The following is an 18,808-nucleotide window of genomic DNA, read 5'->3' on the forward strand; positions in this document are numbered from 1 at the left end:
GAGACGGGGCTAAAAAAGAGAATGACACAAAAAAAGACCCAATCTCAACCGAGACGGGGCCTTGCCTGTGCACATTTTCTCACCTTATTTAATTTATGATAGCCAGCTGTGGACAACTTTGCAAACAGGATCGACAGAGTTTTCTAATCAATGCATATAGACGATGAAGAGCTTTCACTATCCTTTTCTAACCAGGCAGCAACCCAAGATTCACCCATACTAACCAGCTGAGTAACCTTGCGCCGATCCATCCCCAGTTCTCGGGCAACATAACTCGTATTCTCCTTACTCAGATAATAGACCATAAGGGCTTCGGCAACGGATGCCTTTCTTTGTCTCAATCGGGCAATGGCAGTATCAATGAGCATTGCCTCCTCGTCACTGATCTCTACGGGCTGCAGCTCATAAGCAGGATAGTCCTGCCAGCAACAACTTATAGCAAGTCTGCCATAACCAAGATGGGGCACAGGTGATACACGAAGCCATAGGGCATAGTTTGTCAATTTCTCAGATATAAACTCCATACCTCCCTCCTATTGCATAAAACATAACTTGGCTAAGATAATTTTTCGATCTCAAGAAGTGGCGGGTTCAAATCCCGACATCGGAAAAATAAAATACCATTTATTATTAAATATTTAAGTATATGGACAGCCTCTATTCCTGTTCATTGTGACCAAAACTGTGTCCAAAATCTTCCTTGCCCTCGACTCTTGTTCCAGAGAACTGTTTTTCCACGGAAAACCCGTCTAAACTCTTCAAATTGGGGATATAGCGACCATAGGTTCTATAAACCATTGAGGTATCCACATGGCCCAGGGTTTTGGCCACCCATTCAGGTGTCTCTCCCAGGGCGAGGGCCCAAGAGGCGAAGGTATGCCTAGTCTCATACATACGCCGATATTGCAGTTCCAAACCTGCAAATGCTTCAACCCATACCACACTGCGCAGTTTGTCCTGTGAAATAGGCAGGCGATCTTTGTTGACGAAAACATAGGGACTGTTGATTCCCGCCGTCAGTTTACGCTGGCGCAACAGAATTCTCCGTAATCCCGGTCGCAATAAGAGCCTGCGTCTACTCTCATGGGTTTTGAGATCTTCCTTCTCTCTTCCCCGTACCCTGCTTAACTCTATGTGGATATATTCATGGTCGATGGCAACCCATTTCAGGGCCACCTGTTCCGAGGGCCTCAATCCCGTCTGTACGGCAAATTCAAAATAGGGCCGATACCAAGGGGATATATGCGTTATAAAAACCTGCCACTCTTCAAAACTAAAGGGTTGAACTCGAAACTTCCTGGGCCGTGGAAGTTTACACCGGGTAAAGGGATCCGGAAAATCCAGCCAGGCATACTCATCCACGCAATCCTCTATAATTACTCGCAGGGGGATGATGACGTTGCGAATACGTTTAGCCGAAAGTGGTTGCCCCTGTTCACTCCTCTTGCCCTTCATGGTGGCAATAAACTTCCTCATTCGGGCAGAGGTTATCTCCGCAAAATTCAAATCACGAAAATAGGGCAAAACATGTCTCTGTAGAGCACTTTGGTAGTCCCGAATCTGATTCTCCGTCATCCCACTTCCCATATCGGCAAACCACTGCAGTACATAATCACCAAAAAGAAGTTCAGAGGGGTGGGTGGTCACTTCCCTACCCTCCAGCTCAGCAAAAAAGGCCCTTCTCCTACTTCTGGGAAAACGCTTGCCAAAACTGAAAACCCCATTATCTATCTCTGCCATAATCAAATCGAGCTGCCGCCGAAGAATTTGCCGGTTCTCTCTGGTGTCGACAAGGCCAGATGATTCACGAACGCGCTCCCCCATATAGCGAAAATCAAACCAGATCCTGTTGTGACGGACATAGAGAGTTCCCCTACCCACCCTATCGCCTCAAACCCTTTTCGCAAGCCAGGCGCTTCATGGCTCGGTGAAAAAAGTGATCCCAATACCAGAAATAATAAGGCCGGTCACCTGCCCCAGGGCGATACTCTCCCTGCTGATTTAAGTTCTTAACCTCGGCGTCCGCCACCCTCTCAGCCTTCGGAATAAGGGCATTGATTGCCCGTCTATATATAAAATTCTCCATCGCCTCCTCCCTTCTCATGAATTTCCAACCATCGCCAAAATACTCTCCTCCAAGAGTACACCCACTTTTTACCGCTGGACGTGTATGGCCGGCTATGGCCGCCTATGGCCGTCTACATGCTATTAAAGGGTCTTGACCTGTTTTTTTGGAGGGTGATTTTTTACTGGTTAGGATGGGGGAAATGAGGTTATTTGCTTCTAATAATCTTTTTGCTTGATTAGTATTGTTGGTGGTGCTTAAGTATTTTGGATTATAAAGAAATTTTCGTAAGTTGATTAGGTCCTTCGTAGAGGGCGAGGGATTTGGATGATGTGGTGATATTCAGTTATCGCTCGTGTCGAATGACATCAGGGAATCGGGTAATAATTTTTTGTCTGTTTTGGCTAAATCAATGCGTTATTGGCGTAAGGACTTTCATTGTTTTCGCTTATTTAATATTTAAAACGATAATATCTTCTAAGGAATATTCATGTACAAATTACGATTACAAGATGTTTATCTTGGTGAAAATGATGGCAAAAAAGAAGCTGTCTATAGGTCAGATTTTGAAAGATATTTTGTAGATATAGATGACAACTATGAAAAGCTAAAACAAGATAAGTATTTTTTGGTTTTAGGGAGAAAGGGATCAGGTAAGACCTATTTGGGGCAATATGTTAAGAGAATGTCTTCAAAAGATCCTCTCCATTTTTGTGAGATCAGTTCATATAAAGACTTTAAATTTCAAGAGTTAATTCAATTGAAATCAGGTGATATCACTCCAAATGAATATTATGAAATATGGAGATGGTTGCTATTACTTGACATAGGGAAACACTGCCTCGCTGACAACGGCATAGAGGATTGTGATGACAAGAGTAAACTTCATGCATTCCCTGAGGCTAATTACAAATCAATCGAAATTGATGCTAAAAAAATCGTGGAAGTAACACAAAAACAGCAAGTCAGAGGCGGATTCTTAAAATCATTCGTGGATATCTCTGATGGTGAAAAACTAGAGGAAGGAACATATCTGGATTATATTGACGACTTGGAAAAGGTTGTCTTTTCCTTGCTCTCTCTTTCAGAGAGTTCGTACACCTCAATTTATGATGAGTTAGATGATCGTTTTAGAAATGATGATTATTACCGCAACTCAATAATCAGTCTAATTAAGGCCGCAGATTACATTAATTTAAAAGCAATAGAAGTAAACTCCAAAGCTAAGGTAGTAATATTACTGCGGTCTGATATTTTCTCTATATTTAACGATCCAGATCTAAACAAAATAAAAAGAGTTAATACGTTGAAGATTGATTGGGGAACTCGTGTGTCAGTCGATACTCCTCTAATTAAAATGGTAATTTATAAAGCAAAACAATCTAGTTCCTTAATGTCTGTACTTTCCAATGAGCAGATTTTTCGTCACTTATTTCCACAAGATATTAATTACATTAATCCTGAGAGATATATACTTGAGAGATCTTTTTTTCGACCAAGGGATGTAATTACAATATTGAATTTAATCATAGAAAAATATCCAAATTCCGAATATTTTGGTTGGAAAAGTTTTCGAGTCGTTAAGCAGGATTATTCAGAGTATCTGCTTGATGAAGTAAGGAATGAAATGTTTGGACATTACCTCGATGAAGAAATCGATAACGCACTTAAATTACTAAAAAATTACAATAAGCATTTTATTGAGTATGATGAATTGAAAAAATATATGACAATAAACTCTTATCACTACCCTGGCCTTGATTTAGAAAAAATGCTCATTGGTTTATTTAAATTTAATGCAATAGGAAATAAGTGGTTCAATGAGTACAAAAAAAAGCAATATTATACTTGGGCTCATCGTGATGAGAAAGCTGATTTAGATTTAAATAAGACTATTGTTATCCACCTTGGTCTAAGGGAAGCGCTATCAATGTGATGTGAACTACCGTCTAACATCACATCGATGAGATATTAATCAGACAACCAACTGTTCCACTGGACCCGCAAACAGCGCGTGCCAGTGAACGCCACGTTATACAAAATAAAAATACCAGTAATTAAAATGGGAGCATAGAATGGCATCAAAGTATTTGTCATCCCTATCGAAGGATGATTATTTAGAGCTTACAAAAAAACTGTGGAACATTCAGAATCATAAATGTTTTATATGTGAAGAAGAAATTGATTTAGATTTAAACACTACAAATATTGACCATATTGTACCTTTGGCAAATAAGGGTAAAGATGCTGAGGTGAATTTTGCAGTCACACATGAAAGTTGTAACAAGTCTAAACAGGACGCAAATTTAAAGATTGCAAAAATACTACAAAAACTTAGTAAAATTCAAAAGTCAATACAAAGTAAAACAAGTAAATCAGCGTCACTCAAGGATATACTAAAAAGCTATAATGGTTCAAAGTATGAGTTTAAATACAAGATTGAAGGTATGGAATTAAAATATTCATTTTCAGATATTGGAGATAACAAAACATACCAAACACCAATTTATACTGACAATCTTTCGAAAGAACAAACATGCTTTATAGAAGTTCCAGTTGAGTACCTATATCATGATGAAATTATTAACCCACGCGGGATAAATAATAGTATCGGAAAGCTTATTAAAGAGTTTGATAAGCAAAACCCACAATTGCATCTTAGTCTCGCTCGGATAGAAGATGACAGGTTAAAAATATTTGATGGGCAGCATAAAGCCGGTGCTCAAATTTTATTAGGAACTAAAAAATTGGTTGTGCGAGTTTTTTTGGAACCAAATATAGACCGGTTGACAGAAACAAATACAATGCTGGAGTACTCTACGGCAAATTGCTTTTGATAAATCAATAATGAGGCAATTGAACAATACGCTTTATTCGGAAAGGGTTAAAAAGTATCAAGTCGCCCATAACCTAAAAGAAGATGATTATTCTTTTTCAGAGCAGCAGCTTATTGATTTTTTCAAAGGAGATGGGGCCAATATAAAAAAATACATTATTGACTCTATAAAACATTCAATAACGAATGCAAAAGACAATAAACTAAAAGACTATATTGATTTTGACGGGAAAGCCAAAGAGTTGCCTATTTCATACAGTGCTTTTGATAAAACTATTTTGTCTTCATTTGTCAATTCTAAACTTGTTTTAAAAACAGCGATAGATTCAAAAACAGATGAAGGGTTAAACCCAAGAGAATTGGAAATAAATCAAATTGTAAAAATTCTAAGTCTACTGGCTGAGAATATTTACATGAACAAGTTTTTGCCTGAATTAGGAACAGCACGAGTTGAAAAGAAAATTATTGATAAAAAGGATACAAATATAACAGACGATCATTTAATAGCATACAGAATCAGCAAAGAAGAGATTCTGTATAATTGGTTGCAATATCTGAAAAAAGTCATCACAACATACTTTGCAAATACTGGTAAAATGGTTGCTGAAGAAAAAATTTTTCAGACACCGTTTGATGAACAACTTTGGATAAATATTGGAAATTTTATCAAAAATCTTAGTCAACTACCACTGTGGAAAGACAGATCAATGGCAAGTACTATATTTTCTGGTAAAAAGAATTATGATTATTGGAGAGAGATCTTTGAAACAGGTAGTAGTTTAGATGGAGCAATTGTTTTGACTAATCCGTTAAATTTTATAGAAATGATAAAGGGTACCGAAAATTTTGTATAACAAAAAAATGCAGGGGACGCAAAAAGCCGCGCCCCTGATTTTAGGCGTTAAATTTACCAAATAAAATAGGTTGCAATAACAAATGTCACAAGTTGATTTGATTCGCCAAGAACTTGAGTTGGTAAATTTCCCTAGTAAAGAAATACTACCCCTCTATCCAGATTTAATTGAAACTGTAACCAAAGCAATTTATTTAGCACCTCACGAGAACAAAGAGCCTTACTGGGGGATAATTCTTTCTAATAATACACCAACTTCTCCGCATGAATTAGTAGATGATTTTAAAGATTCTTATTGTGATGGAAAAAGAACCTTTGGATTTTCCTCTAATGGAAGCAATGAGTTAAAAACTGTAGTTTTCCAAAGAGAAATGAATAACATAGATCTTCTTGAACTATGTAATAATAAGCAAACTTGTATCATCAACAGACAAGGGAATACTCTCAAAATATATTTTAATAATACAATTTATATTTGCGAAAATAGAGTTTGGAAAGTACTGGAAAAAGTTGACGCTCAAATAGTTGAAATAAAAAAACACTATAGTGCTGTTGACGCAGATCTCGTCAGAAAATTGCTGACTTACTCATTCCACAATCTTTCTACCAATAAAATTGGTGCCACAATAATATATTGGCTTAAGGACGACTTTACTTCTACCTATGCAACCCTGCCGGACTCGATAAGTCTTGATTTTAACAATGAAAATCATCAGGAAATATTAAAACAATACCTTAGAAATAATGATGGAGCAATTGTCATAAATTCAAGTGGCAAGATAATCGGTGGCAAAGCACACTTAAGTTTTTCTGATGACAGTAAATCCTTTATCCAAATTAAAGACAAGGGAACCAGACATAACTCAGCAGCTAGATTCTCTTTCGATAATTCAAAATCCATTGTTATTACAGTCTCAGAGGACGGTCCTGTTTCAGTTTTTTCTGAGGGGAAAAATATTGCCAATTTAAGTTCCATTGATCCTTTTGAACAAAATAAAATTATTCATGAAATTGCAGAAGAAAATGATGCGATGTCCTATGAAGATAACTTTAATATAACTTGCAGTAAGTGCGGGAAAACCTTTTATGTAAGTGTATTAACTGTCTCTGGTTGGCGAGAATGGGAAAATGAAAGATGTGATATTTGTGGTACAGAAATTCATTCCGCAAAGTGCTTTACAATAAACTCAAGATTAATAAAAACTATCTAACCAGGCGTTTAACCCGTTCGCTATGCTCACTCGGACTCGCTGAAGCTCGCTGGTTAACTTAACGTTATGAATTAAAACCATGATCGATCAAATTGTTACTATAATCGGAGGCTCATACGTCGAGCCAATTTGTACCCTCCTTGAAAAGTTGGAAAATTACGACCAACCTAAAGTCGGGCCGTTGGGTTCTGGCTATTATATCAATGGATATTCAGCATCAATTTGCCTTTTAAGCATCGCACTTCTTGAGTCTTACGTAATGAGAGTAAGATATATCAATGAAGCCAGTGAGAACGAAATCAACAGAATGCCCGTAGGAAAATATTTGGCCAATCTATACGAAGATTTCCCTATGCTTGATGAAGTAGGTGAACTTTTTGTATTACGTGACACTATCACTCACAATCACCTGTGGGAACTATACTTAGATAGAAATGAAGAAGAAATTGGCCTCTCAGAAGAAATCAGAAAAAGCACGGGTGACTGGAAGTATTCAAATTACGTTGATCTAGATTTGAAGCAAACTAAAAAACTGCAATTTACTGTTGTCCCAATAAGTATAGGTAGGTATGAGGTTATAACTGTTCTTAAAAATGTATGGAAGGTACTAATATATCTAGAAAACAAAGACTTAAGTCAATGCCCTGTTTCCGCTCAACACTATAAATATAAAGGCCAAATGCTAAATTTAGGTCAAATAGCTGAAGTCGTTGATAGATATATATAATAATTTCATAACAAGGTGTTAAAAAGGGACTGCGTGAGGCTCGGCGTTTAAAAGTTCCGAGTTAGACCAAAAAGAAATCTAAATCAAAAAAGTAAATACTAAAGGCCCCGCAGCCCCTTAACTCAACGATAAATCGGACCGCTACGACGCTCCAATTTATCGACCCGAGGTTAAGTTCCCTCAGATTGCCAACCGGATCGTCAAGCGCTCCGGTTATCAAACCAATGAAACCGACTGCGACCATTTTCAATTCAGGACCTGCTGTGCGGCGCCCAAATTATAAAAATAACCTCGCGGCTCATCTCGGGTCGTTCGGTGGGTAAACAATTGCAGCATTAAATTTGCACACAACAGAAAATATAAATGTACATAATTGAATTACTATTAAGTCTTTTGTTAGCAACCTTATTGCTCTTTATTGTCGGTAACCAAACAGTTCTCTCCTGTTTGGATAAAGTTAATAATTTTGTAGTGTTCATTGGTGAATGCAACATTACGTTGTTTTTAAAAAGCTTTAAACACAACATTCACAATTTCTATAATAAACTAGAAATAATATCATTTTTTGAAAGTATTAAGCCCATTGTTGATGTCTTTGCAGGACTTGCTGCAATTCTCGGTATTTTAATTCCTCTTATCGCCTTTCTGCGCAGTGAACGAGACGCTATTAAAATTAAGTTAGTAAAAGTAACTGAGAATTTTTCCTCCCAAAAATGTTCTTTTTCATTTACCTTTGCCAACTGTAAAAATTATCCTGTTACGCTTCACGAAATAAATATTTACAATAAAAGATTTTATCTAGTAACAGAAAGTACCGCTCACTCTGTTAATTTAAGTGGGCCTGGCTTTTCTATAAGTGACAGGGTTTACACAAACAAGCTTGGAAACGAAATTCCTGCATCTGGTAATTTTTCAATTATTCTAAGTAACGGTAACATTTTTGAGCATGATGATTTATATGTTCACTTGCATACTTCAGATGGCTTTCAAACTATTAAGTGTAAAAATATTGAGTATTTAAACACTGGCGAACTAGAAACTTTCCACAACATGTATGATATTGATGATGGGCTTAAAGCAAGGTTAATTTATTTTGGATTACAGGTCCCATGTAATTACATAAATACAAAGGCTAGAGTAGCTGCAAAGAAATATTCTTTTGGCAAAAATGAAACTAATGAGTAGGCAATATACATCGAACAAGTCGCTCAAGAGGGGCGGCAAGAGGCTATGCTGTTTGCCAAACTCAAAGTTGAATCAAAACTTATAAATACTAAATCAGTTTCGGGGTAATTCACTTGCCGCCCTTTAGCTTAACGTTAGCTGTTAAAAGGTATAAATGCAGAAACATATTACAGGTATATGCATAACCACTATATGGTTTATTTTGGTAGGTATTACTGTATTTTTAAATTGGGAATCAGCTACGAAATTAGGTCGTGATGCCAAAACGTTGAAGACATGGTAGCGTGTGATTTTTTTAAGGTTATGATATGGCTACAGTAAAAGTACCTTGTCGGTTTTGTGGTAGCACTGATGAGGTAAGGCGGCACGGCAAGGGCAGTAATGGAAATCAAAGATTTCGGTGTTCAGATTGCAAGCGAACCTTCCAGCTAGCCTACGCCTATGAAACCGATTCGAAATGAAAGATACAGTCCTGGCAATGATGGCTGCTTCGTGATACTACAAGAGTTATTAAGGTTGGCTGAGTGGTGCACATGGGAGCCACGTTGGGGGATCATCAACCTACTTTTGGTAAAGGCCATCTTTTTCGTACTGCTCTTGAGGTGAAGAGTCATCGCCAACTCCCGTATACTCAATGAAATTTTTTGCCAACAAAAAAGAGATTATGGCCTGAGCCTCTTCACTATGTTTGGGATCGTTGTTACCCAATAGCGCCATGGTTTTGTCGGGGTCATAGGTGTGGTATCGTTTTTCCGGTAATGCTGAGTTATCTTCTGTGGGTTTCCATTTGGTTGCGAGGCTCACCTGCCAGAGATTTGATTGTGCATCTTTTTTTGTTATAAGAACGGCATTTTGATGGCTATGATTGATGATTCTGTATATTTTTTTCATCCTTTATCCCTCTGGAATTTTATTATCACCTATTTAATAAAATAGGGAAAAAAGCAGAAGGTCAAGGTTGTTGAGGCTGTTTCTTTGTAAGAAAAATGGCTATATAGAGTCAATTATTTGTCTTGATTGACATTAATTTTCGTTTGTGAGGATAAAAAGAAAGAGAGTTTTCCCCCTTAGAAAAAGGGGAGACATTGTCTTTGTTGATAGAGTAAATTTATCATCGGTCATGAAAAATTAGGATTGATTAAAAATTTTCTATTTGCCAGCGTACTCACCTGAATTAAAATCAGATAAATACTTAAATCGTGACCTAAAAAATGGCATACGGAGTTCAATTCCGGCTAAGGAAGTATTTTAAACACCCAACTATTACTGTTGAACACAGGTTAGTAAATCAATGCCGACACAACCAACCACACTCTGCTTCTTCTACTCAACAAGCAGTGTATGCACTCCAGCAGTCCATTATTACTCAATCTGCCATTGTATTTGAAATTTGTGAAAACTTTTTTTCAACCCTCATAAAGGCATCAATAATATCAGGAGCAAACTGTTTTCCCCTCTCCGCTTTTAATATTCGACAGGACTCTTCATGGGAAATAGCTTCCTTGTAACAGCGTTTACTCCGTAGCGCATCATAGACATCCGCAAGCGACATAATCCTTGCAGACAGGGGTATTTCTTCTCCCAGCAGGCCTTGAGGATAGCCTCCACCATCCCATCTTTCATGATGGGACATTACAATCTCAATGGCTATTGTAAAAAAAGATTCAAATTCAAGCTTCTCTTCCGCTGCCCTAAGAATCTCGGCGCCAAGCTCGCAATGTTTCTTGATTATTTTAAATTCTTCGTCGGTGAGCTTCCCCGGTTTTCTTAAAATATGGTCAGGAATACCAACCTTGCCAATATCATGAACAGGAGCTACTGTAACAAGGTTTTCTATATAAGCATGTGTCAACTGTGAGTTATACCTGGGGGAGCGAGAAAGTTCTTCCGCCAATGCCTTAACGTACTGAGAAGTTCTTTCCAGATGTTTACCCGTCTCCTCGTCCCTCATTTCAGCCTCATATGCTAAAGCAAAAATGGTGACATTTTCAACCTGAGTGAGTTGAATGTTTTTACTAATAATTTTTTCATGCCTCTTTTTAATGGAGACAAGCATATATGCCTGTAGTAATATTCCTATAAATACAAATATAGCGCCGAAAAAAAATACAACCGCAGTAAATAAAATTCCAACCACATGTATATTAAAAACAAAACAAATCAAAACAGCCAGGTAACCGATAAAGAAAAAACACATTAAAGACAAATGTATTTTGTGTAGGCGATATATGGTTTTTTTTCTATCCTCTAACAGAGCCTCAATACCTTGAATTGTTAAAACATACTTAACAATACTCACTAACATCACCAGGGCACCCAAAGCAATAAGCACTAATGAGAGGATTATAATATTATTCAAGCTGACTCCTTATTCCAATAAGTTGAGTAAAGATTGCACCTACTTCAAAGGATAAAAATAGTGTCCATAAAAGTTCAGCCAGATAATAGACTCTACACTATCCCTCTCATTAACAAATCACACCATGAATTTTGAAAAATAGCAATTTTTATCTACGATCCACAACCAGCAACAATCTGTTTTCGTTGCCAATCCTCAATAAGCAGGGTGTTGGACTCCCACCGGCCACGCACCTTCACCGCCGGGAAACCACGGCTTGCTATGGCCTGCCGAATAGTCTCTTTGTTTCTGCCCGCATGGCTGCTGATCTCATCCATGCCCACCAGTATTGTGCCTCTCTTTTTCATCCTGCCACCCTGTGATATCATCCTGGTGTATCTGCTTTCCGCATCGCCCCGAAACAAACCACCCAGAAATAAACTATAGCCCCAAGCGCAACGCCTCCTTCTCCTGCCGTATCAGGCAGGCCCGATTGAAGGCATTTTTCTTCCCATGCTTTTTAATCGAAACGGAGGTTTTGCCCCGCTTTCCCTCGGGCGTCACCCAGGTGGCCTCATAACGTTCCCGTTTTTCATTGAGCAGCACCCCTATAACACCGGTTCCTCCACGGCTTTTGCTGAACATCATCTGGTCCGTTCTGGGTTTGCCAATTTCTTTTTCCTTCTGGTTACGCCATGCCGTCGCAGCCTGAAGTGCTGATTCATTCCCTCCATTTTTTTTATCTGAAAAAAACTTGCTATGCATACGCCCCTGAAATGTGATTCTTACATACCAGCCGTATGTATTCTTTGATTCCTGAGCCACTCTGCTGATGCCCTTAATCTTCATGCTCATCGCCCTCTTCTTCAGGATAAAGTCGTTGATTATATGTCAGTTCCCTTTGCCGATGCCCAACTATTTACATGATTCATTAATATTGTTTAACAGAAATAAAATGCTAGAACTATAACTTTTTTTATCCTATCTGGAGAAAAGGCTAGGGCGAGAGAGCCAGTCAGCCCGTGACTCTCAGCCCCAATTCTCAACCATTTCCTGGTAAAATATCTTTAAATGAAGAACCCTGGATCCTCTCGGTATTTTCACGGTAAAGCTTCCGTAATTTGTTCTTTTCTACTTCAAAATTGGCCATATCTCCTCGCGCGATAGAGCTGGCTATCCGGGCCATATATTCTGCCGATTGTTGAGAGCTCAGCACTCCTGCAAGTTGCATGGAGATCACCGCTGAATTCACCGCTCCCAGCTGCTCATCCATCTCCCGTGTCGGACCCTTTTTTATTACCACGGGAATATCGCGACCAAGTCCTTCCTCAAGTAACAAATGTAATTTGCTCTTTTGCACTTTCGACCAGACAATCTCTCCCGAGGCGTCAATTCTGCCCACGGAAAAACCGTTTTCCTGAAGCTCTGTCAGAAGTTTTGCAAACCAGACAGTCCCTCCCTTTCCCAGTTCCTTATCTACGGATCGTCCATTCTGAGCAGCTCGATAGGCGCAGATAAAATTTTTGATATTCTCTCGGCCGATAATAGCTAAGGGGCCATTCATCAGCTCACCTCACAGTCAACTCCTGAACTGGCGGGGACAAAAACTTTTCCGGGAGCGTCCCGTGATCTGACTGCCTGCAAATAACTTTCAAACTTGGTGCCAAAGAGAGTGAGGGGCCTCAGATACTCGCACATTTTCTCATCACTCCCCCACTCCTCAGTCTTGTTATCGATCACCTGCTTAAAATCATCGAAGCGAAAGCCTTCCTGCCAGCGAGCCCGTATTACCGAGGTGGTTGCCTTGGTGGAGTTCTTGAAATCCTTATCAGTAGCAGCGTTGAGGTAGGAAATAATCTTCGTAAAAGGAATTCTCTCGGACGCAGACGATACAACCACCGCTGTCACGACAATATTTTTTTCCTGTTCTTGTTCCTGCTCCTGTTCCTGCTCCTGTATTGGCAAGGGTTTACCCAATGGTTCCCCAAAGGTTTGGGGGATGGTTTCCGCAGGGTCAGTATCAACCATCTCCAGACCTTCTGCCCAACCATCCTGAAACCTCTCCTGTAATTCTTTGCAACCCGCAACAAAGGTCTCTTGAACCTTCCCCGACAGATACCGTAGATTATTTAAGAACCTACCCAACAGATCCGTCAGGGGTACATCGTGAAGATCCGACAGATTGCCCTTGAGCACATTCTCATTTTCCGGATGGTTGTACTTCCACCAGGTGGGGAGATAGAGAACTCTGGCGCCTCTGTCGTACTCCCAGGCAAACCTCTCCAGCACAACGAGGAAACCTCGCTGAAACCTCTGCTGCTTCATACCAAGATCTTCGGCGGCAAGGGCTACGGAGAATCTAAAGATTCCCACTCTGTTAACCTGCGCCGAGGTGAAACAGTAAAGAGCGATCAGCTTTTCCTCTGGTTTGAGCTGGTAAAAGACCTCGTCGTCCCACACCCTGGGGTCGACCTTTCTATATTTAACAGCCATGGCATACCTTCATGTCTATAAGAGGGGACACATTCTGCTGCCGGCCCTGTCTTTACAGGCTATGCAGAATCGCAATATCAGCACAGATTATTGATGTGCGAAAAAAATCGGCTATCTTCTCGATCGCCTCAATCTTCCAGGCACCACCATCGGCCTCAAACAATGCACAACTATGATCTTTGGTGAGACGCAGAACAAAGTTACTGCAGGGCTGTTCTAATTCTGGAAAGGTTCTATAGGGAGCAATGGAGACAGGGTTGGGCAAAGCTACTTTTTCCACATTGGCCAGGCCGGTTTTTACCTCGGCAATCTGAGTCACTCCATCGTCATAGAGCCCTACATCGGATCTGGTGACCATATTTCCCACCATCTTTAAGATGGCGCCGATCACTTCGTCCTGGACAAACTGTGCCTGCAGGGAAACGATAAACTCTTCCACATCATAGTACCGGCCAAAAACAAAAGGATCATAGGCACAGCTGGACTCCAAAAAAGTCTCCCGGTCTCGGTGATCAGGATCCAGCCCACTCAAAAGAACCACCTTGCTCGGCGAGAGCACGTTCACCACAAAAGCCACTCCTTCCTCGGTAAGGTTGTTTGCATAGTCGGCTATGGCCTGCAAACTGTGCACTTCGAGTCCCATTGCCAGTGGTCTTGCCAGTCTATGCAGGCGTTTATTACTAAGGACCACCCCACTTTCTTCACGAAAATTGGGTTTGCTCATCTCTTCAATTTTTTCTATAAACGTTCTATCAATCATCTCGAGTTCCTCGGTTATGGTAAATTTGTTGAGATTAAGCCTTGGCCTGCTTTTTGAAATCCTCAAAGCTCCTGATTTTGTCGCCCGGGGAGCTACTCCCCGCCTCACTAAAGAGATTTGGCTGTTCCATAACCTTCTCTCTTGCTGCAACCTCGCCCGAGGCCAGGTCAACACCAGAATAAAAAAGTGAGGCAAGAGGTTTTGCCGGAACGAGCTTTTCACTGCAGGAGGTAACCATCTCAGCTATCTCGCGGTCCTCTTTATTGGGTTTGACGACGATCTTTATATTGATCTCTCGCTTGGCACCGGCATCGGTATTGACATCATGAATATTTTTTATCAACCGCGCTAAAGAACGTTGAAACTTTGCCTCTAAACTTCCCTTGCCAATTTCACTGAGTTTTATGTCCATCTTTTTTCTCCTCGAAATATAAACTTACCAATTTTCCACTCCAGTGAGGGCAGCCCCGACAGCGAACGTCTTGGCAGTAGGCACAAAAACTCCGACCGCCATACTTTTTGTCCCTGTCGAACCAAGGCGTTCCCTTGGTGTCACTTGGGTAGGCGCTGCACCCTTGCTTTCTTTTCAATGAACCCATGGATTAAAGGTCATTGGGGCTAAAGAGGAGCGATTAATAGAAACAGCAAAACAATTTGTTTTGATGGTAGAAAAAAGAGGCTGGCGCCAGCAAGATGAGGCGACGCCTGCGCTTGGGATTTTTGTGAGTCTAATATCTGTTCGGGGAGAGGTGCGGGATGGAGCCCTTCACCTAAAGGAAGAAGGATTATGGCGGAACGATAGCCCTCTGGGAATTCATCGGATGAGATCCTTCTACTATCATATCTAGGCAGGACAGCAGGGTCATCCCCTTGCGGAGTGATAGATGTGGGAGACGTACACCTCTTGACTAAATCGATCGTTTTCATTATATTCCTATATGTTCAGTTATGGTGTTTTTCTTTTCGCACTGTAATTTTCCCTTGTTGATGTTTGCGCATCGACAGGGGATTTTTTTTGCCTACCAGCATCCTGGCTCCGGCAACTCGGCGGACAAGCTTGCGCAGAAGCCAGCAATGATGCCTTCCGGCTCTTTGCCGCCACCAACGCATGCAACTCTCATAAATGTTTTCCTCCTCTGGTTTTCTTGAAAAAGTGACCAGAAAATCTGCCAATCCATAGAATAAAAATAGTGCCAACATGGCACAACAAACTAAATACAGGTCAACAACCATGCTCCCCGTAGACACCTTTGCTCCATTTTAAAAAATGTTTGATTGTGTAAATTGGATAATGGCTGTTTTCTCGTAACGAACAGCACCACCAACTTTTATATAGCTGGGACCATGCCCCAGGCTACGCCAATTACGAAGCGTTCCGGCAGAAATTTTTAGAATATTACTCACCTCATCAATGGTGAGCAGTTCCTGTATAGGAGCCACCCTTGACAGCTCCTCTCTGATTATCTCTCGCAGCACATCTTCCTTCATTTGCCTGGCCTCCCCTCTCCTCCTTCTCGGTGCTTATATTCAACCTGTCATCTTCGCCCAAACTTTTTTGTTTTTGCTCCAGATAGGACTCAACAAGTCTCTTATAGATTGTCCCTCCCTCGGCGAGCATCAAAAGTTCAAAAGGTACTTTTGTCAGCTCAGCGAGAGAGTTAGCCTTTGCCCTGGAGAATTTTTTCTTGCCCATTTTTATTTCATGAATAAAAACCTCGGAAATCCCCAGATAATTCGCTATTTGCCTCTGTTTGACCGTTTTCATGCTAAGAGCATACGTTTTTAGCTGATGGCATGTCAATGTCGTTTTGAAAAAAAGGCCAAGTCTTTAATATTTCCTTGTTTTTTTAGCTATTGGCTAATATTATAAAACAAAGGAGTACATAATTATGCTTAAGCAAACAACCTTCTCTGCAGCGCTTGTTTATTGCTTATCTAAAAAGGGATACGGTGCAAGTAGCCTTTGTGCAAAAAGTACAGGAATATCAAGTGGGTATTTAACAGAACTTAAAAAAGCGAAAAAGAAGGGCTCAGAAGAGCAAAGAAGACTGCTCGCCCTCTATTTTGAAATGAGCTATGAAGATTTCCTAGCAGCTGGAGAGCAAATTCTTGCAGGAAAAAATCCTACAGAATTAATCTCCACTAAAATACTTAAAAAAAGGGTTAAAAACCTTGGAATAACTCATAAAAGTATAAAAAAAATACCCCTTCTTTCATGGACAGAAGCGGCTGAATGGAGTACTACCTTAAAAAATACTCTATCCGCGACAATAAATGAGTGGATTACGGTGATCTGTAAGGCCGGCAAAACAGCCTTTGCCCTTAAGGTCATGTGCCAATCGATGGAACCAGAATTTTGTCCGGGTGATATTATCATCGTCGATCCGGAAATTGCGCCTGAAACGGGGCGTTTTGTCATAGCTCAACTAGACGGCCAATCTTCGGGCAGCGAGGCAACCCTGAAAAGGTTTGAACGAGACGGAGGTGACCTTTACCTGGTCTCCCTCAATGACAAGTATGGAGATAAAAATGTGACGGATACAAACTTCAAAATCTGCGGTTGCGTGGTGCAGAAGATTAAAAATTATTCGATCGGATAAAATATTTTTGTTCAGAAGGAATAGTATGCCTAATATATTCACCTTTGCAACTAGCGAGCTCTCCACCTCCGCCTTCTATGCCTGGCTCTTAGAAAATCTCAATCCCAAATATACCTCCACCCCAGCGATTAAACAGGCCGCCCTGGATTTCACCAACCACTGCCTGACAAAAGTCAGTATCCCCACTCTTGCCGTGGCCGATATAAAGGCTCTTGAGGTTGCAACAGAGTATCCACTGAACCCAAATTGCAGAATAGATATCTATGCAAAGTTTACGAGATACGGAGAAGACCCCATACATCTCTTCATCGAAAATAAGGTGCAGGCAAACGAGACAAAAAAAGACCAACTCGTGCAATACCACGATGAGATAAAGAACAAGGAGACAAAAGGCCATATCACCGGAGATATTGCTGAAATTTACCTCAAATCAGGCTACGATTTTGCAGATCCCCTGTGCTACAAAGACATTAAGGGAATAGTTGTCTCCAAAGGTGCTTTCAAAAAGATCAACTGGCAAGATCTCTGGGCAATATTCTCTCCCCATCGTGCTATAGGCAGTGATTTTGTTCGAGACATGGCGGCCTGCGTGGAGAATAAATACAACTTCATCGATAACCAAAGAAGTGCCACTACCCTTGCTGATTTCACCTTAAGTGATCATGTCGGCCAGTCTTTTCTTCTCCAAATCATCTTTCACTCTTACTTTACCACCAACGCCCCCCTTTATACATCCACAGCAAACAGCCGAACCAGAACCCACTATAACAACAAGTGCTACCTCCAGGTGGGTAACAGCAGAGGCAGATCCTGGACAAAATTTGTCCCCTGCCAGGGTCAGGACATCCTGAAATGTCGCATTGAGAAATTAGCTGGTGGTTACTTCCTAAGACTGGGTATTTATATTCCCAAGGCTGACTTGCCCACAAAACTGACATACATCAAGACGCAACGTGATAAGATGCACGACGAAATTGATGTTGCAGGGCTTAGCTTTATCGAAAAACTTCTCCCTAGAAGAGGTAACCCCTCTGCTATCTTTTTTGCCCAAATCTACCTCGATAGTAAGACCAACACCCCAAGCATGGCAGATCTGCAAAAGCTCAACAGTGTTGTTCAAAACTATATTTCAATGAAGCCTTAGCTCGATTAGACCCTTGGCCGTGGTGAGATAAACAGCAAGGTATCTCGCATAAAAGACAGAGCTCTTGATATAGTAGCAACGCCTTCTGCGGCTTTGTTTTAGCCACAGAAAATCTCTCCAAAGAGCGTCTTTCAACCTACAAACGATATACCATTTTAAGATGAGCACTAGCAAAAGCTTATCCAGCCAGTAAAACAGAGCGGTATTATCTGTAATAACTCAAAAATTTAAATTATTTGATTTAAAAAAAGTAACCGTGCTTTTGCACCTCTACATGCTAAGCAATGGTTGATATCATGTTTCATGATATGCTGATATTTCATGGTGGAAATTTTCTCCATTTATGCACTTAATGTTCTTTAATCATTGCTTAAAGCAAAGAATAAGTGTAGATCAGAAAAAAGTAATTTCAATCCTTTGTAAGGGATAAATATAGGTGTGTAGGTTGTAATGTTGGTAAACAGATTCGTTTGTTTTCCACTCGCACTATGATGACATAGAATCATTGGGGTAAAATTTTCAAGCAACAAACAACTGTTTCACGGGCACTACACCAAAACACTGAAGCGGCCTATTCGCAAAAAGATCAGGTTGTC

Annotated in this window: 22 protein-coding genes and 1 pseudogene; 9 read left to right on the forward strand and 14 right to left on the reverse strand. The window is 40.4% G+C overall.

Annotated elements, in window-relative coordinates; all coding sequences use genetic code 11:
- Positions 1–143: 143 nt before the first annotated feature.
- The 3 genes from DP_RS10300 to DP_RS10310 all read right to left on the reverse strand — a co-directional run bounded on the left by DP_RS10300 (position 144) and on the right by DP_RS10310 (position 2,086).
- The gene (locus tag DP_RS10300) at positions 144–524 is read right to left on the reverse strand and encodes an antiterminator Q family protein (RefSeq protein ID WP_011189252.1); all 381 of its coding nucleotides are present in this window, start codon (positions 522–524) and stop codon (positions 144–146) included.
- 133 nt (positions 525–657) lie between these two features.
- Positions 658–1,881 (reverse strand): Arm DNA-binding domain-containing protein, encoded by a 1,224-nt coding sequence (locus tag DP_RS10305; protein ID WP_011189253.1) that lies wholly within the window; start codon positions 1,879–1,881, stop codon positions 658–660.
- A 1-nt stretch (position 1,882) separates the two neighbouring features.
- Positions 1,883–2,086, reverse strand: a complete 204-nt coding sequence (locus DP_RS10310; protein WP_156792265.1) for a hypothetical protein — start codon at positions 2,084–2,086, stop codon at positions 1,883–1,885.
- Positions 2,087–2,555: 469 nt separating this feature from the next.
- Between DP_RS10310 and DP_RS10315 the strand changes: the two genes are divergently transcribed.
- From DP_RS10315 to DP_RS19205, 7 genes and pseudogenes are all read left to right on the forward strand, one after another.
- The gene (locus DP_RS10315) at positions 2,556–4,001 is read left to right on the forward strand and encodes a P-loop ATPase, Sll1717 family (RefSeq protein ID WP_011189254.1); all 1,446 of its coding nucleotides are present in this window, start codon (positions 2,556–2,558) and stop codon (positions 3,999–4,001) included.
- 139 nt (positions 4,002–4,140) lie between these two features.
- A complete protein-coding gene (locus DP_RS16935) occupies positions 4,141–4,902 on the forward strand; it encodes an HNH endonuclease (protein WP_011189255.1) in 762 nt (253 codons plus the stop codon).
- 19 nt (positions 4,903–4,921) lie between these two features.
- Positions 4,922–5,755 (forward strand): hypothetical protein, encoded by an 834-nt coding sequence (locus DP_RS16940; RefSeq protein ID WP_156792266.1) that lies wholly within the window; start codon positions 4,922–4,924, stop codon positions 5,753–5,755.
- Between the two features lie 82 nt (positions 5,756–5,837).
- Positions 5,838–6,965 (forward strand): DNA integrity scanning protein DisA nucleotide-binding domain protein, encoded by a 1,128-nt coding sequence (locus DP_RS10325; RefSeq protein ID WP_011189257.1) that lies wholly within the window; start codon positions 5,838–5,840, stop codon positions 6,963–6,965.
- Between the two features lie 79 nt (positions 6,966–7,044).
- Positions 7,045–7,692 (forward strand): hypothetical protein, encoded by a 648-nt coding sequence (locus DP_RS10330; protein ID WP_011189258.1) that lies wholly within the window; start codon positions 7,045–7,047, stop codon positions 7,690–7,692.
- Positions 7,693–8,055: 363 nt separating this feature from the next.
- Positions 8,056–8,877, forward strand: a complete 822-nt coding sequence (locus tag DP_RS10340) for a hypothetical protein (protein ID WP_011189259.1) — start codon at positions 8,056–8,058, stop codon at positions 8,875–8,877.
- A gap of 308 nt (positions 8,878–9,185) precedes the next feature.
- Positions 9,186–9,323 (forward strand): annotated as a pseudogene (locus DP_RS19205) (IS1 family transposase); the annotation flags it as partial.
- Between the two features lie 115 nt (positions 9,324–9,438).
- On the opposite strand, the gene DP_RS10345 reads toward DP_RS19205, so the two are convergent.
- From DP_RS10345 to DP_RS18200, 11 genes are all read right to left on the reverse strand, one after another.
- Complete coding sequence (locus DP_RS10345) at positions 9,439–9,768, reverse strand: hypothetical protein (protein WP_011189260.1); 330 nt, start codon at positions 9,766–9,768, stop codon at positions 9,439–9,441.
- A 475-nt stretch (positions 9,769–10,243) separates the two neighbouring features.
- Positions 10,244–11,236 carry an HD-GYP domain-containing protein gene (locus DP_RS10350; RefSeq protein WP_011189261.1) on the reverse strand — a complete coding sequence of 331 codons (993 nt, stop codon included), beginning with the start codon at positions 11,234–11,236 and terminating at the stop codon, positions 10,244–10,246.
- A 152-nt stretch (positions 11,237–11,388) separates the two neighbouring features.
- Positions 11,389–11,583 (reverse strand): hypothetical protein, encoded by a 195-nt coding sequence (locus tag DP_RS10355; protein WP_083819019.1) that lies wholly within the window; start codon positions 11,581–11,583, stop codon positions 11,389–11,391.
- A 73-nt stretch (positions 11,584–11,656) separates the two neighbouring features.
- Positions 11,657–12,070, reverse strand: coding sequence for an AP2/ERF family transcription factor (locus DP_RS10360; RefSeq protein WP_011189263.1), 414 nt, complete (start codon positions 12,068–12,070; stop codon positions 11,657–11,659).
- A 187-nt stretch (positions 12,071–12,257) separates the two neighbouring features.
- Positions 12,258–12,779, reverse strand: coding sequence for a hypothetical protein (locus DP_RS10365; protein ID WP_011189264.1), 522 nt, complete (start codon positions 12,777–12,779; stop codon positions 12,258–12,260).
- Complete coding sequence (locus DP_RS18250; protein ID WP_011189265.1) at positions 12,779–13,708, reverse strand: conserved phage C-terminal domain-containing protein; 930 nt, start codon at positions 13,706–13,708, stop codon at positions 12,779–12,781. Before DP_RS18250 ends, DP_RS10365 begins: the two co-directional genes overlap by 1 nt.
- 52 nt (positions 13,709–13,760) lie before the next feature.
- Positions 13,761–14,468: a hypothetical protein gene (locus DP_RS10375; RefSeq protein ID WP_011189266.1), complete on the reverse strand. Its 708-nt coding sequence runs from the start codon at positions 14,466–14,468 to the stop codon at positions 13,761–13,763.
- A gap of 34 nt (positions 14,469–14,502) precedes the next feature.
- Positions 14,503–14,880, reverse strand: coding sequence for a hypothetical protein (locus tag DP_RS10380; RefSeq protein ID WP_011189267.1), 378 nt, complete (start codon positions 14,878–14,880; stop codon positions 14,503–14,505).
- Positions 14,881–15,410: 530 nt separating this feature from the next.
- Complete coding sequence (locus DP_RS10390; protein ID WP_041277890.1) at positions 15,411–15,701, reverse strand: hypothetical protein; 291 nt, start codon at positions 15,699–15,701, stop codon at positions 15,411–15,413.
- Positions 15,702–15,728: 27 nt separating this feature from the next.
- On the reverse strand, positions 15,729–15,908 hold the full coding sequence (locus tag DP_RS10395; RefSeq protein WP_049785074.1) for a helix-turn-helix domain-containing protein: 180 nt from the start codon (positions 15,906–15,908) through the stop codon (positions 15,729–15,731).
- Positions 15,877–16,233 carry a hypothetical protein gene (locus tag DP_RS18200; protein ID WP_049785075.1) on the reverse strand — a complete coding sequence of 119 codons (357 nt, stop codon included), beginning with the start codon at positions 16,231–16,233 and terminating at the stop codon, positions 15,877–15,879. Before DP_RS18200 ends, DP_RS10395 begins: the two co-directional genes overlap by 32 nt.
- Before the next feature lie 124 nt (positions 16,234–16,357).
- On the opposite strand from DP_RS18200, the gene DP_RS16950 reads away from it, so the two are divergent.
- Together DP_RS16950 and DP_RS10405 are read left to right on the forward strand one after the other, a co-directional pair.
- Positions 16,358–17,068: a LexA family protein gene (locus DP_RS16950; protein ID WP_011189271.1), complete on the forward strand. Its 711-nt coding sequence runs from the start codon at positions 16,358–16,360 to the stop codon at positions 17,066–17,068.
- 25 nt (positions 17,069–17,093) lie between these two features.
- A complete protein-coding gene (locus DP_RS10405; protein ID WP_041277892.1) occupies positions 17,094–18,212 on the forward strand; it encodes a PDDEXK-like family protein in 1,119 nt (372 codons plus the stop codon).
- Positions 18,213–18,808: the final 596 nt, after the last annotated feature.

The organism is Desulfotalea psychrophila LSv54 (genome assembly GCF_000025945.1).
Taxonomy (GTDB): domain Bacteria; phylum Desulfobacterota; class Desulfobulbia; order Desulfobulbales; family Desulfocapsaceae; genus Desulfotalea; species Desulfotalea psychrophila.